The sequence below is a fragment of the Anaerohalosphaeraceae bacterium genome (assembly GCA_035378985.1).
GTDB lineage: Bacteria > Planctomycetota > Phycisphaerae > Sedimentisphaerales > Anaerohalosphaeraceae > JAHDQI01.
The window spans coordinates 33,365-60,191 of sequence record DAOSUR010000014.1; the positions used below are offsets into that span (position 1 = coordinate 33,365).

Annotated in this window: 24 protein-coding genes and 1 pseudogene; 6 read left to right on the forward strand and 19 right to left on the reverse strand. The window is 55.6% G+C overall.

Going from position 1 to position 26,827, the window contains the following annotated elements; translation table 11 throughout:
* Positions 1-158: 158 nt before the first annotated feature.
* The 5 genes and pseudogenes from obgE (at position 159) to PKY88_10360 (ending at position 7,029) form a co-directional block, all read left to right on the forward strand.
* Complete coding sequence (gene obgE / locus PKY88_10340; GenBank protein HOQ05598.1) at positions 159-1,175, forward strand: GTPase ObgE; 1,017 nt, start codon at positions 159-161, stop codon at positions 1,173-1,175.
* Entirely contained in the window at positions 1,156-2,010 is an 855-nt protein-coding gene (locus PKY88_10345) for a type III pantothenate kinase (protein HOQ05599.1), read from the forward strand. Before obgE ends, PKY88_10345 begins: the two co-directional genes overlap by 20 nt.
* Positions 1,980-3,173, forward strand: coding sequence for a GTP-binding protein (locus PKY88_10350; protein ID HOQ05600.1), 1,194 nt, complete (start codon positions 1,980-1,982; stop codon positions 3,171-3,173). Before PKY88_10345 ends, PKY88_10350 begins: the two co-directional genes overlap by 31 nt.
* Positions 3,174-3,220: 47 nt before the next feature.
* Positions 3,221-5,803: pseudogene (gene mutS / locus PKY88_10355) on the forward strand (DNA mismatch repair protein MutS).
* A 23-nt stretch (positions 5,804-5,826) separates the two neighbouring features.
* A complete protein-coding gene (locus PKY88_10360) occupies positions 5,827-7,029 on the forward strand; it encodes an alkaline phosphatase family protein (protein ID HOQ05601.1) in 1,203 nt (400 codons plus the stop codon).
* Between the two features lie 23 nt (positions 7,030-7,052).
* Here the strand turns inward: PKY88_10360 and PKY88_10365 are convergent, their stop codons facing one another.
* From PKY88_10365 to PKY88_10425, 13 genes are all read right to left on the reverse strand, one after another.
* Entirely contained in the window at positions 7,053-7,607 is a 555-nt protein-coding gene (locus tag PKY88_10365; GenBank protein HOQ05602.1) for a DUF4416 family protein, read from the reverse strand.
* A gap of 16 nt (positions 7,608-7,623) precedes the next feature.
* The gene (locus tag PKY88_10370) at positions 7,624-7,959 is read right to left on the reverse strand and encodes a DUF86 domain-containing protein (protein HOQ05603.1); all 336 of its coding nucleotides are present in this window, start codon (positions 7,957-7,959) and stop codon (positions 7,624-7,626) included.
* Positions 7,949-8,257: a nucleotidyltransferase domain-containing protein gene (locus PKY88_10375; GenBank protein ID HOQ05604.1), complete on the reverse strand. Its 309-nt coding sequence runs from the start codon at positions 8,255-8,257 to the stop codon at positions 7,949-7,951. Before PKY88_10375 ends, PKY88_10370 begins: the two co-directional genes overlap by 11 nt.
* A gap of 101 nt (positions 8,258-8,358) precedes the next feature.
* The gene (locus PKY88_10380; GenBank protein ID HOQ05605.1) at positions 8,359-10,101 is read right to left on the reverse strand and encodes a proline--tRNA ligase; all 1,743 of its coding nucleotides are present in this window, start codon (positions 10,099-10,101) and stop codon (positions 8,359-8,361) included.
* An 18-nt stretch (positions 10,102-10,119) separates the two neighbouring features.
* On the reverse strand, positions 10,120-11,238 hold the full coding sequence (aroB, locus tag PKY88_10385; GenBank protein HOQ05606.1) for a 3-dehydroquinate synthase: 1,119 nt from the start codon (positions 11,236-11,238) through the stop codon (positions 10,120-10,122).
* A 20-nt stretch (positions 11,239-11,258) separates the two neighbouring features.
* The gene (locus PKY88_10390; protein ID HOQ05607.1) at positions 11,259-11,777 is read right to left on the reverse strand and encodes an adenine phosphoribosyltransferase; all 519 of its coding nucleotides are present in this window, start codon (positions 11,775-11,777) and stop codon (positions 11,259-11,261) included.
* Positions 11,778-11,922: 145 nt separating this feature from the next.
* Positions 11,923-12,732 (reverse strand): RNA polymerase sigma factor RpoD/SigA, encoded by an 810-nt coding sequence (locus PKY88_10395; protein ID HOQ05608.1) that lies wholly within the window; start codon positions 12,730-12,732, stop codon positions 11,923-11,925.
* 241 nt (positions 12,733-12,973) lie between these two features.
* Positions 12,974-14,767, reverse strand: coding sequence for a 30S ribosomal protein S1 (locus tag PKY88_10400; GenBank protein ID HOQ05609.1), 1,794 nt, complete (start codon positions 14,765-14,767; stop codon positions 12,974-12,976).
* Positions 14,768-14,908: 141 nt separating this feature from the next.
* Complete coding sequence (ispH, locus tag PKY88_10405; protein HOQ05610.1) at positions 14,909-15,760, reverse strand: 4-hydroxy-3-methylbut-2-enyl diphosphate reductase; 852 nt, start codon at positions 15,758-15,760, stop codon at positions 14,909-14,911.
* A 9-nt stretch (positions 15,761-15,769) separates the two neighbouring features.
* The gene (locus PKY88_10410; GenBank protein HOQ05611.1) at positions 15,770-16,462 is read right to left on the reverse strand and encodes a lysophospholipid acyltransferase family protein; all 693 of its coding nucleotides are present in this window, start codon (positions 16,460-16,462) and stop codon (positions 15,770-15,772) included.
* Positions 16,449-17,150, reverse strand: a complete 702-nt coding sequence (cmk, locus tag PKY88_10415; protein ID HOQ05612.1) for a (d)CMP kinase — start codon at positions 17,148-17,150, stop codon at positions 16,449-16,451. Before cmk ends, PKY88_10410 begins: the two co-directional genes overlap by 14 nt.
* Positions 17,151-17,272: 122 nt before the next feature.
* A complete protein-coding gene (locus PKY88_10420) occupies positions 17,273-18,133 on the reverse strand; it encodes a prepilin-type N-terminal cleavage/methylation domain-containing protein (protein HOQ05613.1) in 861 nt (286 codons plus the stop codon).
* A gap of 360 nt (positions 18,134-18,493) precedes the next feature.
* Positions 18,494-19,819: a SpoIIE family protein phosphatase gene (locus PKY88_10425; GenBank protein ID HOQ05614.1), complete on the reverse strand. Its 1,326-nt coding sequence runs from the start codon at positions 19,817-19,819 to the stop codon at positions 18,494-18,496.
* Between the two features lie 318 nt (positions 19,820-20,137).
* On the opposite strand from PKY88_10425, the gene PKY88_10430 reads away from it, so the two are divergent.
* Positions 20,138-20,983 carry a type II secretion system protein gene (locus PKY88_10430; protein HOQ05615.1) on the forward strand — a complete coding sequence of 282 codons (846 nt, stop codon included), beginning with the start codon at positions 20,138-20,140 and terminating at the stop codon, positions 20,981-20,983.
* Positions 20,984-20,992: 9 nt separating this feature from the next.
* On the opposite strand, the gene PKY88_10435 is transcribed toward PKY88_10430, so the two are convergent.
* From PKY88_10435 to PKY88_10460, 6 genes are read right to left on the reverse strand one after another with little or no spacing between them, the layout of a single operon-like run.
* Positions 20,993-21,862 (reverse strand): DUF72 domain-containing protein, encoded by an 870-nt coding sequence (locus PKY88_10435; protein HOQ05616.1) that lies wholly within the window; start codon positions 21,860-21,862, stop codon positions 20,993-20,995.
* A 19-nt stretch (positions 21,863-21,881) separates the two neighbouring features.
* Complete coding sequence (locus tag PKY88_10440; protein ID HOQ05617.1) at positions 21,882-22,982, reverse strand: sugar kinase; 1,101 nt, start codon at positions 22,980-22,982, stop codon at positions 21,882-21,884.
* Positions 22,983-22,996: 14 nt separating this feature from the next.
* A complete protein-coding gene (gene kduD, locus PKY88_10445) occupies positions 22,997-23,758 on the reverse strand; it encodes a 2-dehydro-3-deoxy-D-gluconate 5-dehydrogenase KduD (protein ID HOQ05618.1) in 762 nt (253 codons plus the stop codon).
* A 19-nt stretch (positions 23,759-23,777) separates the two neighbouring features.
* The gene (gene kduI, locus PKY88_10450; protein HOQ05619.1) at positions 23,778-24,608 is read right to left on the reverse strand and encodes a 5-dehydro-4-deoxy-D-glucuronate isomerase; all 831 of its coding nucleotides are present in this window, start codon (positions 24,606-24,608) and stop codon (positions 23,778-23,780) included.
* Positions 24,609-24,629: 21 nt separating this feature from the next.
* On the reverse strand, positions 24,630-25,781 hold the full coding sequence (locus PKY88_10455; protein ID HOQ05620.1) for a DUF4861 family protein: 1,152 nt from the start codon (positions 25,779-25,781) through the stop codon (positions 24,630-24,632).
* A gap of 40 nt (positions 25,782-25,821) precedes the next feature.
* Positions 25,822-26,772 carry an alpha/beta hydrolase gene (locus tag PKY88_10460; GenBank protein ID HOQ05621.1) on the reverse strand — a complete coding sequence of 317 codons (951 nt, stop codon included), beginning with the start codon at positions 26,770-26,772 and terminating at the stop codon, positions 25,822-25,824.
* Positions 26,773-26,827 lie beyond the last annotated feature (55 nt).

The window sequence follows — 26,827 nt, forward strand, 5'->3', positions numbered from 1 at the left end:
TTAAATTACGATTTTTGAGTATCTTACCCCATCAAAAAATCTTTTCAACGGCATTTTCAACGCCGTGGGCTTCCTGAAGCCGCCGCAAGCAACAGAGATTGTGAAATTAGAAAAAGATGGTATAATCAGCTTTTTGGGAAAATCCGGATAAAACACTTATGTTTATTGATCAGGCAAAAATTATTGTCAAAGCCGGAGACGGCGGGCACGGATGCGTCAGTTTTCGGCGGGAAAAATTTATCCCCAAGGGCGGCCCGGACGGCGGCGACGGGGGACGCGGAGGCAATGTGTACTTCCGCGTGGACCCCTCGATTGACACCCTGCTGGATTTTTCCGGACGCCATACTTGGGAAGCCCAGAACGGCAAGCCCGGCGAGGGAAAAAATAAGCACGGGGCCGACGGCGAAGACCTGATTATCCCCGTGCCGCCGGGAACGCTGGTTTATGATGAAGACCTGAACATCCTGCTGGCCGATTTGGACCGCGAGGGGATGCAGGTCTGTATCGCCCGCGGCGGGCGCGGCGGCAAAGGCAACAAGGCCTTCGCCACGCCGGTTCGCCAGGTGCCGCGCTTCGCCCAAAAAGGCAAACCCGGCCAGATGCGCAAACTCCGGCTGGAGCTGAAACTGATTGCCGATGTGGGACTGGTCGGAATGCCCAATGCCGGCAAGAGCACCCTCATCTCCCGCTGCTCGAAGGCCCGACCCAAAATCGCGGATTATCCGTTCACAACTCTGTCGCCTGTATTAGGGATTGTCGAGCTGTCGGATTTTCGCCGGTTTGTGATGGCCGATATCCCCGGGCTGATTGAAGGGGCTCATAAGGGAGCCGGGCTGGGGCACGATTTTCTGCGGCATATTGAACGCACGCGGATTCTCGTTCACCTGCTGGACATTCTGCCGGCGGACCGCTCCGACCCGGTCGTTAATTACCACACCATTCGCAATGAACTGGAATTGTACAGCCGGCAGCTGCTCGAAAAGCCAGAAGTGATCGTCCTGAACAAAATCGATTTGGACCCCGACGGCACGCTCGTGCGACAATACAAAGAGCGTCTGCCGAACGGAAAACCGATTCTGGCGATTTCCGCCGCCACCGGACAGGGAATTGCCGAACTGAAAGAAACACTCTGGAGTCTGGGAAAAGGAAAACCTTATGAATCTGATCGCGATTGACATCGGCAACAGCCGAGTCAAAGTGGCTCTCTACTGTGATGATGAAGAAAAATGGCTGCGGTCCATCCCCGGCGATCCGGCCCTCGAGAACACCCTCCGGCAGACGCTCCGGGAGGCCTGGGAGCGCATTCCGCTTTCGAAATCCGCCGCCGAACCGATTCGCGACGGAGTCCTGGTGGCCAGTTCGGTCAAGCCGGTCTGGACCGATTTGCTGGAGAAACTGGTTCGGGAAGAGTTAAACGAAAAAGTGCTGCTGGTCGGCCGGGATATTCCTTTGCCCATTGAAACCAGTGTGGACAACCCGCTGGAAGTCGGGACCGACCGGCTGATTGCCGCCGCAGCCGCCTTTGCCGTGGTGGAAGACGCGGTCGTGGTGGCGGATTTCGGAACGGCCGTAACGATTGATTTGGTGGATGAAAGCGGCGTTTTTGTCGGCGGCACCATCAGCCCGGGCTTTGAGATAGCCGCCAAGGCCCTGCAGGAAAACACCGCCAAGCTGCCCCGCATCACGATGGCCAAACCCGTCAGTCCCAACGGAGCCAACACCGTCGAGGCCATTCGCTCCGGCCTTTATTATTCGGCACTGGGACTGCTGGAGACCGTCTGCCGCAAATTCGCCGAGCAGCTGGGACGCTGGCCGCAGGTCATTCTGACCGGCGGCGGGGCCGCCCTGATTCGGGACGACTGTGAATTCGTCGATTCCTATGTGCCCGACCTGACCGTGCGGGGCCTCATCATCGCCTACAAAAAATACCTGTACGAAAAGGCGGAAATCGAACAGCTCGACCGCGAAGACAACCCCAAATGGACGTCCAAGCCGCCGAAAAAAGAATAAGTCCGCCCTCCGGATTCGAACGGGAACAAACCTGGGCCTGCATTCGAACCGGGGCGGGGACAGCCGCCATTGGAACCGTCGAAATCGAAGGGCCGGAGGCTCTGAATGCCGTGCGGCGGATTTTCCTTCCCTTCCGTCCGGATGTCGAATGGAAAGTCGGGCGGATTCTCCACGGTCGCTTTCTTGCCGATTCCCGCGTGCTCGATGAGGGACTGGCAGCGATGGAGGCGGAAAACCGCCTCGCCCTGCACGCCCACGGCAATCCGCTGATTCTCCGGCAAATCGTAAAAACCCTTCAAAACACCGGTGTGCCGATTGTCCGTTTTGAACAGATGCTCCGGCGGCGGTTCCAATCCGCCTGCTGCAGTTTCATCGAAGCAGAAGCACGACTCGAAATGCTGCGGGCGGCCTCTTTTTTGGGGGTTCAGTGTCTTCACCATCAAATCACAGGCGGTCTGACGGAAGTACTCCGGCGATGGATAAACCGGCCGGAGATCCAATCGATTCCCTCCGAAGCCGAGGCCATCCTGCAGCACAGCCGAATCGCCCGGCGAATCCTGCAGGGCGTCCGCATCGTGATTGCCGGCCCGCCCAACAGCGGCAAAAGCACCCTTCTGAACCGACTGGCCGGACAGGAGCGGGCGATTGTTTCCGATATTCCGGGCACCACCCGCGACTGGGTAACCGCCTTCGGACGCCTCGGTCCGCTCTGGGTGGAATGGGTGGACACCGCCGGTCTGGATGAAGAGCTGGCCCGGGCGGATACGCTCGAACAAATCGCCCAGCAGAGGACAAGAGAACGGCTGACGGGCTGCGACTTGATTTTGTACGTTCTGGATACGTCAGTGCCTCTATGGACCCGGCAGCTGCCGACATCCGGCCTCGTCCCGACTCTGACGGTCCTAAACAAATATGATCTTTCTAAAGTCTTTCCTTCCAATGAACAGAACGCAGTTGCCGTCAGTGCCCTGCACGGGACAAATATCGAACAACTCTACGAGCGAATTCTTCAGATTCTCCAGATTGACTCCTTTGACCCGGCCCGGCCGGCGGCCTTTACAGACCGGCAGATTCAGCTCCTGCAAAAGATTGTGTCCGCCAATGACCCGGACGGCATAAAAACCCTCATTCAACAGTTGTTCAAGGCCCCTCAGACTGTATAATCAGGACTATGAAGCCATCGGTCAACCAGGACAATCTGACGCCGGCGATGCGGCAGTTTCGCTATTTTAAGCAAAAATATCCGGATGCCGTCCTCTTTTTCCGGATGGGGGATTTTTATGAAACGTTTTTTGAAGACGCCGCCGTCTGCTCCCGCGTGCTCGGGCTGGTGCTCACCAGCCGGGGCAAGGCCGGAGACCAGCCGATTCCGCTGGCGGGCATTCCCTATCACGCCGTGGACGGCTATCTGAAAAAAATGCTGCAGGCCGGCTATAAAGTGGCCGTCTGCGAACAGGTCGAGAACCCCAAAAAAGCCAAAGGCCTGGTCAAGCGCGATGTCGTTCGGATTGTAACACCCGGCACCCTGACGGATGAGATTCTTCTGAATGAACGCGAAGACAATTTTTTGTGCGCCATTCACCTCGGACGAACCGCCGATGCCCTGTCCTGGGTGGATTTGTCCACGGGGCATTTCTTCATTCAGTCGGTGCCGAATGAGAAGGCCCTCGATGAAATCCTCCGCCTCAACCCGAAGGAAGTCCTGCTGGCCGAACGCAAAGGCGACCTGTTCGGTGCGGAAACCCAGACCCTGGCGGCCCGAATCCGCCAGATGACAAACGCCGTCGTAACGGAGCGGCCGGGCTGGTATTTCGACCCGTACACGGCCCGGCAGAAGCTCCTGAAACACTTCAGCGTCTCGACACTCGAAGGGTTCGGCATTCAGGACGGCGATGATACGCTCTGTGCGGCCGGCGCAATTTTGGAATACCTGGAAGAAACCCAGAAGACCGCCCTGACCCACATCACCAAACTCCAGAAGGTCGAGCCCAGCCGATTCCTGAGAATTGATCCGATTTCGCTTCGTTCTCTGGAAATCGTCCAGACGATTCGCGGCGAAAGCACACGGGGCACCCTTCTGCAGACGGTGGACAGGACCTTAACGGGCATGGGCAGCCGGCGGCTCCGTTCGATGCTGTGCATGCCGCTGTACGACCTCGAAGAAATCCGGCGAAGGCAGGATGCCATTGAAGAATTCGTCGAACAGGAGGCCGTCTGCAGCCGCATCCGAGACCTCTTAAAAGAAATCGCCGATGTGGAGCGGATCGCCGCCCGCATCAGCACAGGCCGGGCGACCCCGCGGGACTTGGTTGCCGCCGGACGAACCCTGCGGAAAATCCCGCCGCTGCGGGAGCTTTTGGCCGGATGCTCCGCCGCCCTGCTCAATCAGCTGGCCGGCCAATGCGACAGCATGGACGAACTGGCCGACCTGCTGGAGAAGGCCGTCGAACCGGACCCGCCGATGCACCTGCGCGACGGCGGCGTCATTCGCACGGGCTTTGACGAACAGCTCGACCGGCTCCGCTGCCTGTCCAAAGACGGACGCAGTTTTCTGGCGGACTATCAGCAGAAGGAAATCCAGCGAACCGGCATCCCCAACCTGAAAATCGGCTTTAACAAAGTCTTCGGCTACTATATCGAAGTGACCCACTCGATGGCAGACAAGGTGCCGCCCGACTACATCCGCAAGCAGACCGTCAAAAATGCGGAACGCTACATCACCGAACCGCTGAAGGAATATGAAGAGCAGGTGCTGACCGCCTCTGAGAAGGCCCTCGAACGAGAGCAGGAGCTCTTCGACCAAATCCGCCTGCACACGGCACAGTATATCCCGCGTCTGCAGAAACTGGCCGACGCGGTTGCGCAGATTGACTGTCTGGCCTCGTTTGCCCATCTGGCCCGCCAGAATCACTACATCCGCCCGCAGATAACCGATACGAAAGAACTGGTCATCATCGAGGGAAAACACCCGGTTTTGGCCGACCTGATGGGCTCGGAGTTTGTTCCCAATGACGTGGAATTAGGAACCGAACGCGGCGATTTGGCGATTATCACTGGTCCGAATATGGCGGGCAAAAGCACCTACATCCGCCAGACGGCCCTGCTGGTGCTGCTGGCTTAGACGGGCTCCTTTATTCCGGCCAAAGAGGCCCGCATCGGACTGGTGGACCGAATCTTCACGCGAGTCGGGGCTTCGGATGAACTGGCCCGCGGCCAGAGTACCTTCATGGTAGAGATGACCGAAACCGCCAATATCCTGAACAATGCCACGGAGCGGTCGCTGGTCATTCTCGATGAGGTCGGACGCGGCACGAGCACCTACGACGGGCTGTCGCTGGCCTGGGCCATTACCGAACATTTGGCCAACCACATCAAATGCCGCACCCTGTTTGCCACGCATTATCACGAGCTGACGGAACTGGGGCGGCTGCTGGTCAATGTAAAAAATCTCAACGTAGCCGTGCGGGAATGGGAAGGACAGGTCATCTTCCTGCACAAAATCGTGCCCGGCGGCACCGACAAAAGCTACGGCATTCACGTAGCCAAACTGGCCGGCATCCCCAAAACAATCCTCCGCCGCGCCGATGAAATCCTCAAGGACCTCGAAAACACCTTCGCCAAAGAAGCCTGCGGCGAAAAACTCGCCCGTCATAAAACCGCACAAGACGAGGATATCCTGTTTGTCGAAAAACACAAATCCGTCCTCGAGAAACTCCGGGAACTGGATGTCAACAACCTGACCCCCATCGAAGCCATCAATCTGCTCAATGAAATCAAAAAGGAGATGCAGTGAACCTCTTTTCAGGAGAACTCGTTATGCTTCGAACCCTTCTGCTGAACATCCTTGCCGCCGCTCTGTTGGGTACCTCTCTTTCCGCAGACGTCCGGAATATCATCGTCATCGGCTGGGATGGTGCCCAGCGGAATCATGTCAAAGAAATGATTGAACGCAACGAGCTGCCCAACCTCGTCGCTCTGTGCAAAGAAGGCAGACTCATCGACATCGATGTCACGGACGGAGCAACAGATACCAAAGCCGGCTGGACCCAGATTCTGACCGGCTACAGCTGCAGCATCACTGGAGTTTACAACAACATCCGTTATCAGCCGATTCCGGAAGGATATTCCGTTTTTGAACGTCTCGAAAATCATTTCAGTACAGAAAAAATTGATACGGTCGCCGTGATCGGCAAGAAAAACCATGTCGGAAATGCTGCTCCAAAAAAAATTCCATACACCCGCTTCGAAAAACAGCTTGAGCAAAAGAAAAAAGGAAACCCGGCGGCCGCTGCGGCCCTGGCTCGAACCGCCCGGATTCTCGAAGAAAATGGGCATAAATTCGCTTTTATTCCGGGAGAGCCCTGGTATTCGGCCAGCCGGAAAATGGACCTGTTTGTGAACGGTCTTTCTGAAAACGAAAAAGTGGCCGAGCGGGCTTTGGAAGAAATCGAAAAGCGAAAAGACCGCCGTTTCTTCCTGTTCATTCATTTTGCTCAGCCGGATCACGCCGGACATCAATACGGGGAAAACTCACAGGAATATACAAAGGCACTCCGGGACGATGACCTCTGGACCGGCAGGATTGTCGCCAAACTGAAGGAACTGGGTTTGTATGACAAGACCCTTGTTTACGTTGTTGTCGACCACGGCTTTGATGAAGGCCAAAAAAGCCACGGCTATGCTCCCTATGTCTTTCTCGGCACCAATGACTCGTCTGTCAATCGAGACGGAGACCGAGCAGACATTGCGCCTACAATTCTGAAACGCTTCGGTGTGGACCTGTCGAAAATCTCTCCGCCGCTGACGGGAGTTCCGCTGGACGAACCGGCTCCGCGGAAAATCGCTCCGGCCCAAAAACCTGCGGCACAGGCCCGCAGCAAAAAAACAAAAAACCAGCCCCTGCAGTCTCTCGGAAAAGACAGCCCGGCCCTCGAGAAACTCCGGATGCTGGATGTCAACGACCTGGCGCCTATCGAAGCCGTCAATCTGCTCAAAGAAATCAAAAAAGAAATAGAATAGCTGCCGGCAGCTGTCGCGGCCTTCTATTGCTTCATCTCGTGCAATTCTCTCCTCTGGCGGATGAGCCGCCCGCGGACTTCGCTTAAAAAACCGTGATACTGCGGCCCGCGGAAATCCGGAAAGGTGAACTCAAAACTCCGCCAGGCGCCCTTGTGAAACATCAGGGTCACCTCGGCATACATATTCTGCCCGATGTAAATCCGATGGGAAAAATTCTTGGTCGAAGCCAGAACCAGTTTGGCCGGCTCCAGATACCCCGGGTCCAGGTTCACCGGACGCGGCCAGGGGGTTTTTAACTCCTCCGCCAGTTTTTTTTCCAGCTCATTGGTCTGGTGTTTGATTTCCGCCAGCCGACCCGGCTCGATCAATTGCTCAAAGGCCAGAAAATTGCGGAGAATCGACGGTCCGGTCTGCTCCCGGTAGTAGTCCGTCTGGGTAAAGGGCCAGACCTCGCTGACAATATCCGCCCGCCCGTACTGCCGCTGCAGGGCTTCCTGAGCCGCCTGAAGACAGCGCAAATCCGACGCAAGAATCCCGCAAATCAGTTTGACCGGCTGGGGTGATACAACCTCTCCCATAAGCAAGATATCCGCCTTAATCGAGCAGACTCCGGACTTGTTTTAAAAGCCGAGGAATATGGTATTTGACAATATCCCAGACAACTCGATTGTCAACCGCACTGTAGCCGTGAATCAGAATATTGCGAAAGGCGATGATTTTTCGGGAATCTTCTATTTGCTCTGTGATTTGTGCATCGAGTTTATGCAGCCGACTCATCGCCTCCCCGATAATCTCGAACTTTCGCTCCACGGAGGCCTGAAGCTGATCATCTTCAAGATAATGTTCAAGTATTTTGCCGCGCGTGTACGGCTCAATGGACTCCGCCGCCCGGAGAATATCCTCCAATAAAGACCGTTTTTCAATCTGCATAGAGCGGCTCTCGCTGTCGATTCACCATATCCAGAAAATATCTGTTCTTTACGGCTGTGGGCATAAGCAGGTCCACCGGCCTTCCGAACAACTGCTCCAAATCGAACAGAAGACCGAAATAAAACTCGGCATACTCTCCATCCCGGAGCGGCAAAAACTCAACCAAAAAATCCAAATCGCTTGTTTGAGGATTAAACCGGCCTGAAGCGGCCGAGCCGAACAGTTCCAGTCGGGCTACTCGATATTTCTTGCAAAGTGCCTCCAGTGCCCCGCGATGCTGTTTGATCTGTTCAATCACAACCTGAATACCCTCTCGTTTCTTTTCTGATTATACCGATTCATCAAAAGAGGGTCAAGCAGACCCGCCATTTGGGAAAAGCGAATCCTGTCCACACACTTTTATACCGAAACCGCATTCAATCTGTTCAGCATCTGCTGAACCAGTTCGGCGGCGAAGTCGGCGGCCCGGGAAATCTCCACCATCCGCTTGTCCTTTTCGCTTCGCAGTTTCACCTCGGCCTTGCCCTCGGCCAGCGAATTCTTGCCCAGCATAATGCGAATCGGAATGCCCAGCAGGTCGGCATCCTTGAACTTCACGCCCGCCCGCAGGTCCCGGTCATCCAGCAGGACCTCTATGCCTTTGTCCAGAAGCTCGCGGTAAATCCGCTCCGCCGCCTCCATCACATCCGCGTCCGGTGCCGCGGGCGTCACAATTACCTGCCAGGGAGCAATCGTCATCGGCCAGATAATCCCCCACTCATCGTGCGACTGCTCTATCGCAGAGGCAACAATCCGGTTGATGCCGATGCCGTAGCAGCCCATCAGGCACGGCTTGCGGCGGCCCTCTTCATCCAAGAAGAATGCCTCCAGTTTGACGCTGTATTTGGTGCCGAGCTTGAAAACCTGTCCGACTTCAATCCCCCGCTTAAACAGCAGTTTTTTCCCGCCCCAGGTGTCGCCTGCAACGGCGTTGCGGACATCACAAACCTGAATCCCGGCGCCTTCGAGCGGAAAATCCCGGCCCGGCACAACATTTTTCAGATGGGAATCCGTCTTGTTGGCACCGGTGATGCCGACGGCCATCGCCGCCACGGCGTGGTCAATCAGGATTTTGCCGACGCGTTCAGCCAGCCCGACCGGCCCGGCAAAGCCGACAGCCGCCCCGGTCACCTTGCGAATCGTCTCCTCATCCGCCAGCTCAATATGATGCCCGACAAAGAACTGATTGACCTTCTCCGGATTGACTTCGTGGTCGCCGCGAACCAGAACCGCAAAAACCTCCTCGTCCGTCTTGTAAATCAGCGTTTTGATCAAATCCTGCGGCCGGGCCTTCAGAAACGCACAAACCGCTTCGATGCTGCCGACATTCGGCGTATACACTTCGGCCGGCGCATCCGCCCGAACCGGCGGCTGTTTGGGCAGCGGGTCCACCGGCGCCTTTTCGATATTCCACGCACGCTGCCCGTCCTCCGTATAGACAATCACATCCTCGCCGTTTTCACAGGGAACCGTAAACTGATGCGAACCGGTGCCGCCCATCTCGCCCGTCTCGGCTTCGACAATCACAAACTCCAGCCCGCAGCGGGCAAACACCCGTCTGTAGGCATTGTACATATCCATATAGGTTTTGTGCAGGCATTCCTCTGTAGCGTGAAAACTGTAGGCATCCTTCATCAGAAATTCACGCGAACGAAGCACCCCGAAGCGGGGCCGAAACTCATCCCGATATTTTGTATTGATTTGATACAGATTCAGCGGCAGCTGCTTGTACGACTGAATCTCCTGTGAGGCCAGATATGTAAATCCTTCCTCCGCCGTCGGCGAAAGGACATTCATTCGCCCGTGCCGGTCGCGGAACTTGCCCAGCGTCTCGCCGTAATCCATATCCCGGCCGGTTTTCTGCCACAGCTCCATCGGCTGCACAACCGGCACCGTGCACTCCTGCGCGCCGGCGCGGTTCATCTCCTCCCGGACAATATTCATCACCTTCAGCAGAATCCGCTGGCCGGCGGGCAGATAAATATAGGTGCCGCTGGCCAGTTTGCGCATCAGACCGGCGCGAATCATCAGCTGATGCGAAATAATCTCCGCTTCCGCGGGTACTTCCTTGACCGTAGGGATGAACGTCTGACTGTAGCGCATGAAAATCTCCTGAAATCTTTACATCGTGTCCGCCAGGCGGACCAAAACCTTCTCGACGATTTCCTCGGGCACTTCCAATGCCCATTGTCCGTCTCGGCACAGCACCGAACCCAGTTTTTCCAGCAGCACAAATCGCGGCCGCCGACCGACGGATTTTTTATCCAGTTTCAGCAGCTCCAGAATTTTCTGGGGCGGATACGACCCTGCTGCGCGGGTCGGAAGCCCCAGTTTGACCAGCAGGGCCTCGATCCGCTCCAGCCGGTCATCGCCAACCAGCCCCATCTCTTTTTCAATCCGGCCGGCGGCAATCATTCCCATCGCAACCGCATGTCCATGCAGGAGCGAATAACCGCTGAGGGCCTCGAGCGCATGTCCGATAGTATGGCCGTAATTAAGCACACGCCGTCGGTTTTTCTCCAGCGGGTCCTCCATCACCACCGAGGCCTTGATTCGGCAGTTCTGACAGGCCAGATACTCCAGCACCGCAGGGTCTCGTTTGAGCAGCAGGTCGGTATTCTTTTCCAGCCACGCAAAAAAGGCAGCATCGGCGATGGCGGCATGCTTGACCGACTCGGCCAGTCCGGCCCGATACTGCACCTCATCGAGGGTCCGAAGCGTCTCTGTATCCATATACACGGCTGCCGGATGCCAGAACACTCCAAAGGCGTTTTTGCTTCGGGTGCTGTCCACGCCGGTTTTGCCGCCGATGCTCGAATCAGCCTGGCTGATGGTCGTCGTCGGGATGTGCACAACGGGCACGCCGCGTTTGAAAACAGCCGCCGCAAAACCGGCAATATCCCCGACCGTTCCGCCCCCCAGCGCAATCACCAGGGTATCCCGTCCCAAAAAGCAGCTTTCCATCGCCTCCAAAATGGACGTAAGCATCTCCATCGTTTTGGACACTTCCCCCGGCGGGTCAATCACATACACCCCCATTTGGCTGCCGCCCAGAAAGCGGTCCAGATGACCGGCTCGCGCAAGAGAGCGGTCCGTAATCACAAACCCCATCCGACCGGTAAACTGCTCCTTAAGAGCCGCCCGCAGCCTGCCCAAAAAACCGGAACCGATAAAAACCGGATACCCTCCTTCCGGCAGAGCAGGCGTTGACACCGTGAACGTCTTCAAATTGTCTTTCAAAGGGCAGTCCATGGTTTTCACTAATAGGCAATCAGCCGATGAATAGGATAGGAACCGAGTTTCTTGCGTCCCTCTAACCCGGTCAGTTCAATCAGAAAGGAAAAACCGCAGATTTGGCCGCCCAGTTTCTTCACCAGTTCGCAGGCCGCCGCCATTGTTCCGCCCGTCGCCAGCACATCATCCACCAGAAGGACCCGCTGGCCCGGACGAATGGCATCGCAATGAACCTCGATCGAGTCCTGACCGTACTCCAGCCCATAACTGACCGAGGCCGTCTGATACGGCAGCTTGCCTTTTTTGCGCATCGGAACAAAACCCGCGTTCAAAACCGCCGCAACAGCCGAACCGAAAATAAACCCCCTGGCCTCCACAGCCGCCACACAGTCAACTGCTTTGTCTATATACGGACTCGACATTTCCTTTATTGCCCGCCCAAACGCCTCCGCATTCGCCAGAAGCGGCGTAATATCCCGAAACAATATCCCCGGCTTCGGGAAATCAGGAATACTGCGAATATAGTCTTTCAAATCCAATTCCATCCCTTTCCTGCATGCAGGCCGTCGCATCTCAGAAACGGGGATTATAGCAAAAAACTCCCCCAAAAAAATACTTTTTTGGGCGGCATATGTACATAAAAAAAGCGGACCTGTGAATGGTCCGCTTTTGTCGTTTCCCACCGATTGTTTAACGGGTCATCAGTTCGTTCAGTTTGGCCAGGCCGCTTCGCTGAATCTGGCGAACCCGCTCGCGCGTCAGACCGAGCTTTTCGCCGATTTGCTTGAGGGTCAGAGGCTCCTGCCCGTCCAACCCGAACCGCAGCCGAAGCACCTCCGCCTCGCGCGGGTCAATCTCTTCCAGTAGCTCAAGGGCCTGACAAAGTTCTTCCTCGCCGCCGATTTCATCATCCGGCAGCGATACCTTGTCATCTTCGATGGCCTCTTCAAGCCCTGCATTGCCCTCCGGACTGTCATACTGAAAACCGGCCTCCACCACCGAGACAATATCCTGAATGGCCTTGGCCTTGCGAATCGGCACCTTCATCGCTCCGGCCATTTCTTCCAGGCTGACGGTGCGGCCAAGCTTCAGCTCCATCTCCGCATAGGTCTGGCGCCACTGATTAATCAATTCCACCATATAGGTAGGGATATGAATCGGCTGGGCGTTGTTCAGAATCGCCCGTTTGATGGCCTGCTTAATCCACCAGGCCGCATAGGTGCTGAACCGCACCTTGTGCTCCGGGTCAAAGGTATCCACCGCCCGCAGCAGCCCCAGATTGCCCTCCTCAATCAGATCCCCCAGCGTCATTCCGCGTCCGGAAAACCGCTTGGCAATATTGACCACCAGCCGAAGGTTGGAACGAACCAGCCGGTCGCGGGCCTCCGGGTCATTGTTTTCAATAATCGCCTTGGCCAGCGTCTTTTCTTCCTCCCAGCTGAGCAGCGGGGCCTCATCGATTTCCTTCAGGTAGTCTTTAATGGTAATATCAAAAGCCATTTCGGTTTTTCTCCTGTTTTAGCCGACCCATCGGGAACGGACGGTTTTGCAGCAAGTCAAATACCCTGTTATTTTCGGACGTTTGTGTCAGGACAGACACAACATTCTGATGGGTTATCGGCTGAAAACCCCCCTCTCCTTAATCTCTTCTTTCAGCTCCTGTGAAATCGAAAAAACAAAAAAACGCCGCGCCCTTATAGTGAACGCGGCGTTTGAAGTCCTGCAAAAATAGGCTGCTTAATCAGGCATTTTCCTGTTTATTTTCCGGTGAAATTTTCATCGGTCCCGGCATCAGCGTGCCGTCCAGACCGCCTCGGCGAGTCGGGGTTTCCGGCTTACTTTCCGACGCGGACTTCTTCTCTTCACCGCCGGCAGAGGCCGCCTGGTCTTCCGCCGCCCAGCGAACCCGACGCAGCGAAAGACCGATCTTGCGGGCTTCCGTATCCACCCGAAGAATCTTCACCTCCAGCACATCGCCGATCTTGACGACATCCTGCGGGGACTCGACCTTCTCATCGGACAGCTCGGAAATATGAAGCAGTCCCTCCAAATCCGGCTCCAGCTCGACAAACACACCGAAGTTCGTCAGCTTGGTCACCACCCCGCGGACAATCTGTCCGGGAATATACTTTTCCGGAATCGCCCGAACCCACGGGTCTTCCGTCAGCTGCTTGACGCCCAGCGAAATGCGGTGCTTTTCTTCATCCATTTCGAGCACCACACACTTGACTTCCTGGCCCTTCTGAAGGCACTCGCCGGGGTGGTTGTATTTCTTCGTCCAGCTCAGGTCGGAAATATGAATCAGCCCGTCAATGCCCGGCTCGATTTCCACAAAGGCCCCGTAGTTGGTCAAACTGGTCACCTTCGTCGTGACAATCGTCCCGACCGGATACTTCTGGCCGGCAATCGACCACGGGTTGGTTTCCAGCTGCTTTAAGCCCAGAGAAATCTCCTGCTTGTCCTTGTTGATGTCCAGTACGGCTACTTCGACTTCCTGACCAACCTGCAGGATATCCGCCGGATGGGCAATCCGCTTGGTCCAGCTCATCTCGCTGATGTGAATCAGACCCTCCACGCCTTCTTCCAGCCGCACAAAGGCCCCGTAATTCATAATATTGACTACCGTGCCCTTTACCCGGCTGCCGACCGGATACCGCTGAGCCACCGTTTCCCACGGGCTGGGGGTCTTCTGCTTCAGTCCCAGCGAAACCTTTTCGGCCTGACGGTCGATGCCGATAACCACGCACTCGATTTCCTGATCCATCTGCACCATTTCGGACGGATGAGAGATGCGTCCCCAGCTCATATCCGAGATATGCAGCAGGCCGTCCAGACCGCCCAAATCGATAAAGACGCCGAAATCGGCGATGTTCTTGACCACGCCCTTGCGGAGCTGGCCGACTTCCAGTTCCGCCAGCAGCTTTTCTTTGTTGGCCTGCCGATTCTCTTCAATAATCTTGCGGCGGGACACAACAATATTGTGGTTTTCCGTATCAATCTTGAGAATCTTGCACTCAATTTCCTGACCGATAAACCGGCTGATGTCGCCGGGCTTGCGAATGTCCACCTGCGAGGCGGGCAGAAAGACCGGCACGCCGATATCCACCAGCAGACCGCCCTTGATGCGGCGGCTGACGATTCCCTTGACAATATCGCCCTCTTTGTGGTGCGTAATCACATGCTCCCAGCCGCGAATCCGATCGGCCTTGCGCTTGGACAGCAGAATCGACCCTTCGGCATCCACTTCTTCCAGAAGCACCTCGATTTCCCTGCCCGGCTGAATCTCCGAGGGGTCATCAAATTCCGAAGCATCCACAATGCCTTCGCTCTTTAAGCCCAGTTCGACAATCACATCATTGCCCAGCTGGGTAATAATCCGTCCTTTGACAATCGTGCCCGGCACGAGGGCTTCCACATTCTTATCCAGGACCTCGCCGAGCAGCTTGTCATGCTCATCCGTAAAGATTTCACTGACTTGTTTTTCGAGTTCCTCGGCTGTCAGACCGAGCTTGCTGATAATGTTTCTGTCCACCATAAAAAAATCCGTCTCTTGTGGAGTCTGTTCATCCGCACCGACGGCGCCCCACATGTACGCCGCCGGGCTTTCTGCATCCCGGGTTAATTTATTCCTCGCCGCCGGCCCACACAGCCGACGGTCTTATCCTTTTCTCTTTTCTTAAAGAGCCGGTTCTTCCGAAGAGTATTCCTGCAGATGCCTGACAAAGTCTTCGATGACCCAGTCCGGAGTCGAAGCTCCGGCGGTAACGCCTGCGGTTCGTTTCCCGGAAAGTATCCTTTTATCAAGTTCCTGCCAGTTTTGCAAATGAAACGTTTGCGGATTATGCTTTTTGCAGAGTTCCGCCAGTTTTTTTGTGTTGGCACTGTGCAGCCCGCCCAGGACAAACATCACATCCACCTGCCGACACAATTTGACGGCGGCCTCCTGTCGGGCCATTGTTTCCCGACATAGTGTATTAATAATCTTTAGTTCCAAAAAGCCCTTCTTGAGAATCGCCGCTACCGTCTCTGCAAAATAATCCGGGCTCTGAGTGGTTTGGCAAATCACACCTAACCTCTCATTGGTACTTAAGTTATCCAAATCATTCGGTCCGGCGACAACCCGGACATCCGGCGCAGAACCCACAACGGCCTTTACTTCCGGATGATTTTTGTCTCCAACAATAATTGCGCGATACCCCTCCTCATTTAATGTCCGGGCTATTTGCTGGACTCGCTTGACAAGCACGCAGGTTGCGTCGACAATTTTCAGACCTTTTCGCTTGATTTTGTCCAGTTCTTCCAGCGTCGCCCCGTGGGAACGGATTAAAACCGTCCCGGAATGGACTTCATCGATGGAGGAAACGGTCTTGAGGCCCGCCTCGGAAAGCCGCCGCACGACATCTTCATTGTGAATAATCGGCCCCAGACAATAAACCTCCTTTTCCTCCGCCAGGGTCTTCTGGGCCAACTTGATGGCATTTCGAACACCCGGGCAAAATCCGCATTTTTCAGCCAGGAGGACCTTCATCTGGATTCCTTACCAATCGGTGGGCACCGGCGTGGAATAATCCAAAGGCGGCCGGCCCATTTTGGCCCGCAGCTCATTGTGCATTTGACGAAGCAGAGCGGTCAGCTCCTCCGCAAAGGTCTCATCACCCGCCTGTTCCACGTGCTCGGGGGAAATCGGTTTACCGTACAGCACGCCGACACGACCTGCCAGTCGGGGCCGTTTGCGGGTTCGAGGCCAGCATTCAAACGCCCCGTCAATCACCATCGGCACAATCGGGGCCCGAGCCCGCCGGCTGATAAGCCCAAAACCCGGCTTGATCACCGCAATCCGTCCGTCAAACGTGCGGCTGCCCTCCGGATACAGACAAACCGCCCGCCCCTTTTTTAAGGACTCAATCACGGTGCGGATCGAGCGGATATCCGCCTGGCCCTGACGAATGGGAATCGCGCCCAGCGAATAAATCAGACGGCCGAAGAACCCGCGAAAGAGCGTTTCCCGAGCCACAAACAAAAACGGACGCCGAACCCAGGATTGGCTGAACATCGGGTCAAGAAAACTCTGATGATTGCACAAAACCAGAATCGGCCCTTCTTGGGGCACATTTTCCTTCCCGAACACACGAACGCGGTACAGCAGAGAAAAAACGCTCACGGTAAGAAACTGAGCGATTCTGCGCCACAAACGTCCGCCCCAGCTGTCCAGAATATCAGCTTCCGCCATCGACGGTTCCTACAATCTGAAGAATCTTTTCCACAACTTCCTGCGCCGTCAGAGAGGTGGTATCAATGACGACGGCGTCCGCCGCCGCCGTCAAGGGGCCTACGGAACGGTTTCGGTCCGAAGCGTCCCGATTCTCGATTTGCTCTTTCAGCTCTTCCAGACTCACGTATCTTCCGCTTTGGGCCAAATCTTTCTGGCGCCGCCGGGCCCGCTCCATTACATCGGCTTCAAGAAAAAACTTCCACCGGGCATTCGGAAAAACAACGGTTCCCTGATCGCGGCCCTCCGTCACCACCTTCGGAAACTGCCGGGCAAAATCCTGCTGCATCTGAACCAGTCGGCTCCGGACAGCCGGCTGGCAGGCCGCATAGCGTACCTTCTCCGTCACCTCCGGCAAACGAATCCGCTGCGTATAATCTTTGCCGTCCACCAGAACTCGAAGAACCTGCCCGTCATGCTCAAACTGAAAACGAGTCGTCTCAAATATCTTCAGCAGGGTCTCTGCATCCTCCAAATTAACGCTTTTATCCATGGCCGCCGCCGTCAGAGCTCGATACATAGCACCCGTATCCAGAAACACCGCCCCCAGCCGCTCTGCAAGCATTCTGGCAACCGTACTCTTGCCTGCACCGGCCGGTCCATCAATCGTAATCACCCAGGATTCCACTTTACGGCCTTGTCTTTCCACCCAAACTCTCTATAGAACAATCAGAGCCGGTACTATACCATCAAGCCCTGAAAAGGTAAAGGGATTCTGCAGCGGCAGAACCTTCGCCAGAGGAGAGAGAAGGCTGAAAAAGCAGGGTGAATTTACCGGAGTTTGGGCTGCGGCTTCATCGGCCGTGCATACTTGTAGGTATCTTTGTAACTGACAAAAGCCACGTGGCCGTCCAGGAAAATTGCATTGGCCAGCCCATCGTTGCGTTTTTGAAGCGTGGTCTTGTGAAAACTGGCAAAGCAATCGTAAAACCGATTTACATCCGGGTCCGGAATCGTTGTATAGGTCCATGCCGCCGGGTCCTGAGGATGAAGCGGGGCTCCGCACAAGGCATTATCGTTGAAGACCGCCCCATACCGGACCATCTGGCTGTTTCGATAGATAAACCAGCAATTTTCTTCGGCAAAAAAGAACACCGAAGTCGGGGAGCGAACCTCGGCCATTTTAATCACCAGCCGGTGGTTTTCCGCTGTCAAAGAGGGCTCAAAACCGCCCAAAAAGGCATTCATGCTGTAGCCGAACTGCGGCTGAATGGGAATCACCGACGGATTGCAGCCGGAGTAGTGTTCCGGACCATACGAAGAAGCGAACCGCTCAAACGTCGGGCAGACATGAATTTCACTCCACGTGCCGAAGTAGGGAAACAACCTGCCGGCCAAGTCTGGACGGCGGTCCGGATTGCGGGAGGCATCGTGCCACTGACACATTCTCGGATGACTGGTCTCATCCACAGAGCGGTAAATGGAATTCCACGCATTCGGAAACGTGTCGTCATAATCATTCAGATACATCTTTCCAACGACGGCATATTGTTTGAGATTATTCTTGCAGAAGACCTCCCAGGCAATGGTCTTAACCTTTCCGAGTGCGGGAATCAGAATTGACAGCAAAAGGCCAATAATGGCAATCACAACCAGAAGCTCAATGAGCGTAAAACCGGTCTTCCGCCTCATACTGATCTCCTTTTGGGGCTGTTTTTTTTTCAACTATACTTCCTACAGAGCAATAGCCGCCGGCTGTATCGATTTTGCAACAATTTTCCCGGAAGCCGGAATCCTTTTGAAATGAATTAGAAACCGGTTTCTAATTCAATTTGATTTTACCCTGCCAAAAAAGTTTGTCAAGGTTTTTCTTTTCGCCCGTCCTACTGCGCAGGTCGGCTCTATTATTAAATGCTCCAACTCTCCCTGTTTTCTATGAATTTTAGAGAAAAAAATTGTATATATATTCTGACAGAGTATGTCTACTAAATGTCTCTTTTTCTCTTCTCCTTTTTCCCTTGAGAGATTCCTTATACGGTACAGTTTGGGGGTTTACTTTGTGTCAACCCTTGCGCACTGGCAATCTTCCGGGCGGGGATTGGCTTGATCATCCCGGCGAATGACGACAATGCTCGTGTCATCCGTCTGGCTGGCCAGACCGACAAAACGACGCCGCCAGGTCATCAGCGAGCGAATAAAGGCCTCGGAACTGTGCGTGCAGGTCTTGCCGATGGCCTCAAAAAACCGCTCTTTGCCCCAACTTTCCCCTTCAAAATTCATCGCATCAATCAATCCATCGGTGTAAAGAATCAGCAGGTCATCCTGGACAAAGGGGATCGTTTGTATCGAATACTCTGCATCCGGCCAGACCCCTAATACCAGACCTCCCTGCTCCAGTTCGAGCAGCTCTTTGCCGTGCCGAAGCAGCCCAGGCTCATGCCCGCAGTTGCAATAGGTCAGGGTATTTTCTTTCGTATCAATCCGGGCCATAAAAAGCGTGATAAACTCTCCATCCCGGCATTCCCGGCAGGCCGTTCGATTCAGCCGGGCGATGACCTCCTGCATGCTGTGCCGGCCGTATCCGCCGTCCGCGTAGGCCCGAAGCGTCCCGCGGAACATACTCATCATAATCGCCGCGGGCACCCCCTTGCCGATGACGTCGGCAATCCCGACAATCAGCGTGTGGTCATCCAGCTGCAGAAAATCATACAAATCCCCGCCGATTTCATAGCAGGGCTGATACCGCGCCTGAATATCCAGTCCCTTCATACAGGGGGCCTTTTCGGGAATCATTCGACGCTGGATAACCGCCGCCAGACGCATCTGCTCAGCCATCCGGGCCCCTTCGAGGGCCTCCGCGTACAAGCGGGCGTTGGTAATCGCCACAGCACACTGGGTCGCCACCAGCCGGGCCAGACGAATTGCATTCTCATCAAACCGATTCGGTTCCGGACTATACAGCCGCAACACTCCCAGCGGCTTGTCGCGGAAAATCATTGCCACCGTCAGCTGGCTGATGAGCCCCTCTCGAATGGTGGCCTCCCGGTACTGCACTCGGCTGTCCACCCGCATATCATCCAGCACCACCGCCTTGCCCTCAAAGGCCTCTTTGACCACGGGGTCATCCTTGGTCACCGGTCCTTTATTGCGATAGGCCTCGCTTAAGCCGTAGGTGCTGCGCATCTTCAGGTCGCCTGATTCTTCATCCAGAAGCCGAATCGAACAGGCCGTCGTGTTGGTTACGCGCACGGCCGTCTCGGCCAGACGGTCCAGCACTTCCTGAAGGCGGAAATTGCCCGCCACCAGAGTGGAAATCTGGTAAATCTCTTCTTCCCGCTGTATTTGCTGTTTTTCTGATTCTGTCATTACTGTATCCATTAAAGCTCCTCCATGAACATACAAAACCATAGATGATTCTACGTTTGAAGAAACTCCTATTATATCTTTTTTCTTCAAAAACGATACGAAATTAGTCAGCTTTCGATTACAAACCTGACATACCCACTCATACTTGCCTATTCTGCATAGACATAGTCCTTTATTTCCCTCGAATAGCATAATATAAGGACATTTTACATCCGTTGTTCGCCGGATTCTTTCCCGTTTTTTGAAGTTTTTGCTGTTTTTCCAGTAAAAAGAAGGTAGAGCGGACATTAATAAAAGGGAGACAAGCACAACGTCAATGGAGCGTTTTTTATGGAAATCAAAAAAACGGGGGCGAGTCGGACAGAACGCAGGGCTTTTACGCTGATAGAACTTCTGGTTGTAATCGCCATTATCGCTGTTTTGCTGTCGGTACTGCTGCCGGCCCTAAAAAAGGCCAAATATCAGGCCCGAATGATGGTAGATCGAAACAACCTAAAGACTCTCGGGACCGCCATGCAGGTCTATTTGACCCATAATAAAAACCGTTTTTTCCCTTACCCGGACAATACCACGAGTGTTCTTTGGCTGGATGCTATCGGACAAAATGTCGGAAACGTGGATGAAGTTCGATTCTGTCCGGAAACTGAATCACAGCTGAAAACCGTTGAAAATGAATACAACGGCTCAACGAGTTTGTGGGGTACATCCCTGCGGCCGTGGCTGTGGAATTATTCGGCTCAGTCGCATAAACGCTATGAAACCGGCAGTTACGGCTTCAACGGCTGGTTTTACGGCGATGCCAACCGCTGGGTGCCGACATCGATGCAGAACTATCCCTATGCCAGCTTAAACGATGTGAAAGCCGCCGGCGAAGCCCCTGTTTTCCTCGATGCCAACTGGGTGGACGGCTGGCCGCAAAATACCAACACCCTGCCTGCTAATGCCGTTTCCGGGACCACCAACTTTTACGACACCGGCGACCAGACCGGCGGAACGACCGAACGGGCCATCGGACGTTTTGTCCTGAACCGCCACGGACGAAAAACCAATGTGGCTTTTCTGGATATGCACGTGGACACCCTGGTCCATGAGCAGCTCTGGACGCTGGCCTGGCACAAAGGGTCAAAACCCAATTATTCGCCTGTGCTGCCCAAACCGCTGCCGAAAGAAAAATAACCCGCCCCGTTATTCAAACAGAGCCCCCGAAAGGGCAATCCGGGCCAGAGAAGGATACCGGGCCAGCAGGCTGTCAGGCACGCGCTGTTTCAGTCCGGTCAGAAGAAACTTCAATTCGAGCGCGTTGGCCAATTCAGCTCCCTTGTAATGATTATTCGCAATCACCGTATAGGTCTTACAATGGGCCGCCAGCCGCCCAATCCGTGCCGCAATTTCCTTTAATTCCTCCGGTGAATAATAATAATCATACCTCTCATCGCGGGTGGATTTGGCAAACCAAGCGGCGGCATTGCGCCCATGCAGACGCATATAACCCGCTGAACCGACGGTTTGGTCATCCAAAACAAACGAATCAGGACCCGCAGGATAATCGATGGAACAAACCGTCACGCCTCTGTTTTCCAGCTCGCGCAGAAAGGCGGGCTGCCTCCAGGATGCATGCCGCACTTCGACGGCAATCGGGCAGCAATCCCGGAATTGCTCAATCAGATTTCCCAGATAGCGCCGATTGTCATCCGCAGCAGTGAAATCATACCGAAACTGCATCAAAAGACAGCGCAGCCGTCCAGTTTCCAGCAAGGGAGCAAAACCGTCCCGAAACTGCCGCACCAGTTCCGAATCAATTTGTCCTTCGTGGGTAAACTTCTGATGCAGTTTGGCAGTAAAGAAAAACCCCTCCCGCCCCTGCACCTGCGCAGCCCAGGTTTCTGTCGTTTTTCTGTCCGGCGGACGATAAAACGTGCTGTTGATTTCGATGCAGTCCACCAGCCCGGATACAAACCGCAGCGTCTCTTTGCAGCCTTTGGGATAGACAATTCCCGCCCAGTCCGGATAGGACCAGCCGGCCGTACCAACGGCAATCGAAACAGACTGCTCCATAAACAGAAACCGCTGCGGCTCAGCGGCTGATGCGGGCGGATTTGCCCTTCATCACCCGCTCCACCTCCGCCAGCGTCGCCGTGGTTGTATCGCCCGGTGTCGTCATCGCCAGCGCCCCGTGGGCCGCTCCGTACTCGACCGCCTCCTGCGGGCTCTTGCCTTCCATCAGGCCGTAGATCAGACCGGAGGCGAAACTGTCTCCGCCGCCGACGCGGTCGAGGATTTCCAAATCCTCCCGCAGGGGCGCATCATAAAAGCGACCGTCATAGTACAAAACCGCTCCCCAGTCATTCCGCGTGGCGGTCCGGGCGTTTCGAAGGGTTGTTGCCACGGCCTTGAAGTTGGGGAAAACCTTGACGGCCTCGGCAATCATCTTCTTGAAGTTCGACGGGTCGAGTTTGGAGCAGTCCGCATCCAGGCCGGCCACATCAAAGCCCAGCGCGGCCGAAAAGTCCTCTTCGTTGCCGAGCATCACATCCACAAACGGGGCAATTCTGCGGTTGACCTCCACGGCCCGCTCTTTGCCGCCGAATTCCTTCCACAGCGAGGCCCGATAGTTCAAATCGTAGGAAATCACCGTACCGTATTTGCGGGCGGCCTCCATCGCCTCCAGAATCACATCGGGCGTCGTCGGCGAAAGCCCTGCAAAAATGCCGCCGGTGTGAAACCACCGCACGCCGTCTCGTCCGAAGATTTTCTCCCAGTCGATATCGCCCTTTTTCATTTGGGAGGCGGCGCTGTTGGCCCGGTCCGAGCAGCCTACCGCCGCCCGAACGCCGTAGCCGCGCTCCGTAAAATTCAGCCCGACGCGGGTCTTGCGGCCGATGCCGTCAAACGGCACCCAGCGGACATACTCGAGACTGACGCCGCCCTGCAGGAGCAAATCCTCCAAAAGACGCCCGACGGGATTATCCGGAATGGCCGTCACCAGGGCCGCCCGCTTGCCGAAGCAGCGGCGAAGACCGCGGGCGACGTTGTATTCCCCGCCGCCCTCCCAGACCCGAAACGTGCGCGTGGTATGAATCCGCTCTTCGCCCGGGTCGAGCCGAAGCATCACTTCCCCCAGAGAAAGGATATCGTATTTGCATTCCGATGCAGGACGCAGGTTTAAAGTCGCCATGATTTCTGTCCTCCCTATCGCGCCAGCCAGCCGCCGTCCACGGCAACGGTGTATCCGTGCATATAATCCGAGGCCGCCGAGGCCAGAAAGACCGCCACCCCCTGCAGGTCCTCCGGCTCGCCCCATCGGCCCGCTGGAATCCGGTCGAGGATGGCCTTATTCCGTTCCGGATTTTCGCGGAGGGCTTTCGTATTGTCTGTAGCCATATAGCCCGGAGCGATTGCATTGACATTGATTTTATAGGGGGCCAGCTCGCAGGCCAAAAGCCGCGTCAGCCCCATCACCGCGCTCTTGGAGGCCGTATAAGAGGGCACCAGAATCCCGCCCTGAAAACTGAGCATCGAGGCCGTATTGACAATTTTGCCGCCCCGGCCCTGCTGAATCATCACCCGGGCGACCGCCTGGCTGAGGAAAAACAGCGTGCGGATGTTGATGTTCATCACATCATCCCAGTCCTTTTCGGAAAACTCCAGCAGCGGGGCCCGCCGGATAATGCCGGCGTTGTTGAAAAGAATATCAATCCCGCCAAGTTTTTCGACGGTTTCCCTGACAATCACATCCACACAGTCTTTTTTGCTCAGGTCGGCCGTGATGGTGATGCATTTGCGTCCGAGCTGCTCAATACGGGCTTTGCTTTCGGACATATCCAGAATATCCACCAGCGCAATGTCCGCCCCCGCCTCCGCCAGAGCAACGGCCATGGCCTGCCCGAGGCCGCGGGCCGAACCGGTGATAATCGCTTTTTTGCCGTCCAACTTAAATTTATCCAGAATCATACTGTCCTGCCTTCCTTCCTTACCGAATATCATCCATTGTCAAATGATCCATATCTTCAAAGGTCTGATTCTCGCCGCCCATGCCCCAGCAGAAGGTATAGGCCGCTGTGCCGACGCCGGAATGAATCGACCAGCTGGGCGAAATGACCGCCTGCCCTTCCGCCACAACGATATGCCGGGTTTCGCTGGGCCTGCCCATCAGATGAAACACGCGGGCATTTGCGGGCATATGGAAATACATATACACCTCCATCCGGCGCTCGTGCGTATGCGGGGGCATCGTATTCCACACGCAGCCCGGCTCCAGCACTGTAAAGCCCATCACCAGCTGGCAGCTCGGCACGCCTTTGGGGTGAATGCACTGGTAAATCGTGCGTTTGTTGGCCTGCTCGATGCTGCCCAGATGCACCGGATTGGCCTGCGCCTTGGGAATCAGGGTCGTCGGATACTCCCGGTGCGCCGGATAGCTGAGCAGATAAAATCGCGCCGGCTGCGCGGGGCTGGCGCTGACAAATTCAATCTGCCGGCTGCCGCGTCCGACATACAGACAATCCAGATTCGCCATCGGAAACGCTCGGCCGTCCACAACAATCTGACCGGCCCCGCCGATATTCAGAACGCCCATCTCCCGCCGCTGACAGAAGTACTCCGCCCGCAGCTGCTCGGCCGCCGAAAGGGTCAGCGGCGTCCCGACCGGAACCGCCGAGCCGACAATCACGCGGTCCACATCACAATACAGCATCTCAATCCGCTCGGGTGCAAAGAGCGTTTCAATCAGAAACGCATCCCGAATCTCCTGCGTCGTCATCCGGCAGAACCGCACCGGATCCGGAACATAACGTACCTGCATAGCATCCTTTCGACAAATAGGTTACGGCAGCCATTCCACCGCGACCGGATTGTCCAGCCGCTGCTTGAATGTCTTCAGATACTGCTGCCATTTTTCAAATGTACGAAACTCTTCATTTTTATCCCAGCAGGAGCCGGCATAATACACCACCGGCTTGGCAATCTTGTGGGAAAGCGTCAGGAGAAGATGTCCGTCGGCCTCTGTCGGCTCTACCGCCCAGCCGGCCCCGAAGACAACCCCGCAGCCCATATGGCCGCTGATGAAATCCGTCGGCAGCCAGTAGGCAATGCTCTGCGGGGCCTTCCAGGTCTGCTGACTGGTTTCCCGCAGGACAATGCCCGCCGCCAGCGGCAGGGTATCCGTCTGGGAACAGGTGTAGGTGCACTCGATGCGGCTTAAGCTGCTGCCCAAATCAATCGAAATCCGCTTGACTTCGCTGACGGTATAGGGACCGGCCTGCCACGGACGATACATCAGCTCAAAGACGGAACGAAGCGGGCCGTTGGCCAGAATCTTCCACTGGACAAAATTGTGCGGAGGGAGGCAGACCTTGCCGTCCACAAACGGGGCAAGACCGCCGCAGCCGAGGGTGTTGCCGACTTTGTAAAAATCCCCACCTTCACCGTGGTCATAATGATAAGGAATCTGCTTTTCATTGTAATCGCGGATGAATTTGTCGATGACCGGATACGGGACACATTTGCCCCAGGCGTCAATCCCGCTGGTGATGGTCTCATACTCCAATGCCGGGCCGTACATCCGGTACGCCGCCTTGTCGTTTTCCCATCCGAAGTCATCCTTGCGCTCCGGAATAAAGCGGCAGTACGTCCGAGCCGGTGAATCGGGCTCCGTCATCCCCTCCGGGCGCTTCAGCAGAACAAATTCTTTTTTCTGTCCGGGCTGCAAATCCGTCTGGAAAAGCAGAGTCGTACGGCCGTCAATCTCAAGGACCTGCGTGCGCAGCGGCTGCCGCGTGGAGGCATCCAGCACGGCCGTCTCCTGCGGCTTCAGGTCCGCCGAGCGATTCTGAATCTCCGCCCAATCCAGTTCGATGCTCTCCTGGACTCGCAGGATTTGGGTTGGATTGACAACAGCAACGCGAATCTCCGACTGGACCCGGCAGGCCCCTGCGAATACAATCAATCCCGCCGTCAAAAACACCTTCGACTTCATGGTTCACCTCTCTTCTCGATTCCGGCTGTTTTAGGATTCTCTATGATTCGTTGGTTTGCTTTTCCAAAAACGAAACGGGCTTGTCCTCCGCCGAGGCCGGCTGGAGAAACTCCATCTGCTTCATCCACATCAGGCAGTCCTCCAGCCAGCAGGCCGCCGGACCGGCTGTCGGACGCGTTCCGAATCCGTGCCCGCCCTTGCGGTAAATATGCAGTTCCGCCGGAATGCCCGCCTTCCGCAGCCCCTGATAAAAGAGGATGCTGTTTTCCGGCAAAACCGTCTTGTCATCGTCCGCATGGATTAAAAAAGTCGGCGGCGTATCCTTTGTAATCTGCCGCTCATTGGACAGACGCTCCAGAAGTTCCTGCGGCGGCTCCGGTCCCAGCAGATTGGCCCGGGAGCTCCGATGCGTCCATTCGTCCTGCATCGAAATCACCGGATACACCAGCACCAGAAAATTCGGCCGATAGGACACGGAACCGACGGCATCCTTTACAGCAGACGACAGAGGAATTTCTCCAAAAAACGTTCCTGCCGTCGAGGCCAGATGACCGCCCGCCGAAAAGCCCAGGATTCCGATTCGGTCCGGATGGATATTCCAGTCGCGAGCGTGAAACCGCACCGTCTGAATCGCCCGCCGCGCATCCAGAATCGGAATCGGATGCCGATAGCCGTCGCCCGGCAGGCGGTACTTCAGAACAATGGCCGCAACGTTGTCCCGCCGCAGCCGTTCGGCAATCTCCCGGCCTTCGTGGTCGATCGCCAGATGAACGTATCCGCCGCCCGGACAAATCACCACCGCCGCTGTCGGGGCGGGTGTCTCGTTCGGCAGATACACATACAGCATCGGTTTGTCCTTGTCCTGTGACCCCAGAGCCCCGGGGATGGTTTCCTGCCAGAGCGGCAGAACCAGACAATTCGTCTGCGGGCTTTCCGCCGCCCAAAGATTTGCTCCGCTGCACACGGCACAGATGGCCAGCCAATACCGCATTGTTCATCTCCCAAAATCAATTGAATAGTAAGAAAGTATCCTACCACAAACCGCA

Excerpts from the sequence above, each read along its gene's own strand:
- obgE (HOQ05598.1), top strand. The coding sequence starts at position 159 with ATGTTTATTGATCAGGCAAAAATTATTGTCAAAGCCGGAGACGGCGGG.
- PKY88_10345 (HOQ05599.1), top strand. The coding sequence starts at position 1,156 with ATGAATCTGATCGCGATTGACATCGGCAACAGCCGAGTCAAAGTGGCT.
- PKY88_10350 (HOQ05600.1), top strand. The coding sequence starts at position 1,980 with ATGGACGTCCAAGCCGCCGAAAAAAGAATAAGTCCGCCCTCCGGATTC.
- PKY88_10360 (HOQ05601.1), top strand. The coding sequence starts at position 5,827 with ATGCTTCGAACCCTTCTGCTGAACATCCTTGCCGCCGCTCTGTTGGGT.
- PKY88_10365 (HOQ05602.1), bottom strand. The coding sequence starts at position 7,607 with ATGGGAGAGGTTGTATCACCCCAGCCGGTCAAACTGATTTGCGGGATT.
- PKY88_10370 (HOQ05603.1), bottom strand. The coding sequence starts at position 7,959 with ATGCAGATTGAAAAACGGTCTTTATTGGAGGATATTCTCCGGGCGGCG.
- PKY88_10380 (HOQ05605.1), bottom strand. The coding sequence starts at position 10,101 with ATGCGCTACAGTCAGACGTTCATCCCTACGGTCAAGGAAGTACCCGCG.
- PKY88_10390 (HOQ05607.1), bottom strand. The coding sequence starts at position 11,777 with ATGGAATTGGATTTGAAAGACTATATTCGCAGTATTCCTGATTTCCCG.
- PKY88_10395 (HOQ05608.1), bottom strand. The coding sequence starts at position 12,732 with ATGGCTTTTGATATTACCATTAAAGACTACCTGAAGGAAATCGATGAG.
- PKY88_10400 (HOQ05609.1), bottom strand. The coding sequence starts at position 14,767 with ATGGTGGACAGAAACATTATCAGCAAGCTCGGTCTGACAGCCGAGGAA.
- ispH (HOQ05610.1), bottom strand. The coding sequence starts at position 15,760 with ATGAAGGTCCTCCTGGCTGAAAAATGCGGATTTTGCCCGGGTGTTCGA.
- PKY88_10410 (HOQ05611.1), bottom strand. The coding sequence starts at position 16,462 with ATGGCGGAAGCTGATATTCTGGACAGCTGGGGCGGACGTTTGTGGCGC.
- PKY88_10420 (HOQ05613.1), bottom strand. The coding sequence starts at position 18,133 with ATGAGGCGGAAGACCGGTTTTACGCTCATTGAGCTTCTGGTTGTGATT.
- PKY88_10425 (HOQ05614.1), bottom strand. The coding sequence starts at position 19,819 with ATGGATACAGTAATGACAGAATCAGAAAAACAGCAAATACAGCGGGAA.
- PKY88_10430 (HOQ05615.1), top strand. The coding sequence starts at position 20,138 with ATGGAAATCAAAAAAACGGGGGCGAGTCGGACAGAACGCAGGGCTTTT.
- PKY88_10435 (HOQ05616.1), bottom strand. The coding sequence starts at position 21,862 with ATGGAGCAGTCTGTTTCGATTGCCGTTGGTACGGCCGGCTGGTCCTAT.
- PKY88_10440 (HOQ05617.1), bottom strand. The coding sequence starts at position 22,982 with ATGGCGACTTTAAACCTGCGTCCTGCATCGGAATGCAAATACGATATC.
- kduD (HOQ05618.1), bottom strand. The coding sequence starts at position 23,758 with ATGATTCTGGATAAATTTAAGTTGGACGGCAAAAAAGCGATTATCACC.
- kduI (HOQ05619.1), bottom strand. The coding sequence starts at position 24,608 with ATGCAGGTACGTTATGTTCCGGATCCGGTGCGGTTCTGCCGGATGACG.
- PKY88_10455 (HOQ05620.1), bottom strand. The coding sequence starts at position 25,781 with ATGAAGTCGAAGGTGTTTTTGACGGCGGGATTGATTGTATTCGCAGGG.
- PKY88_10460 (HOQ05621.1), bottom strand. The coding sequence starts at position 26,772 with ATGCGGTATTGGCTGGCCATCTGTGCCGTGTGCAGCGGAGCAAATCTT.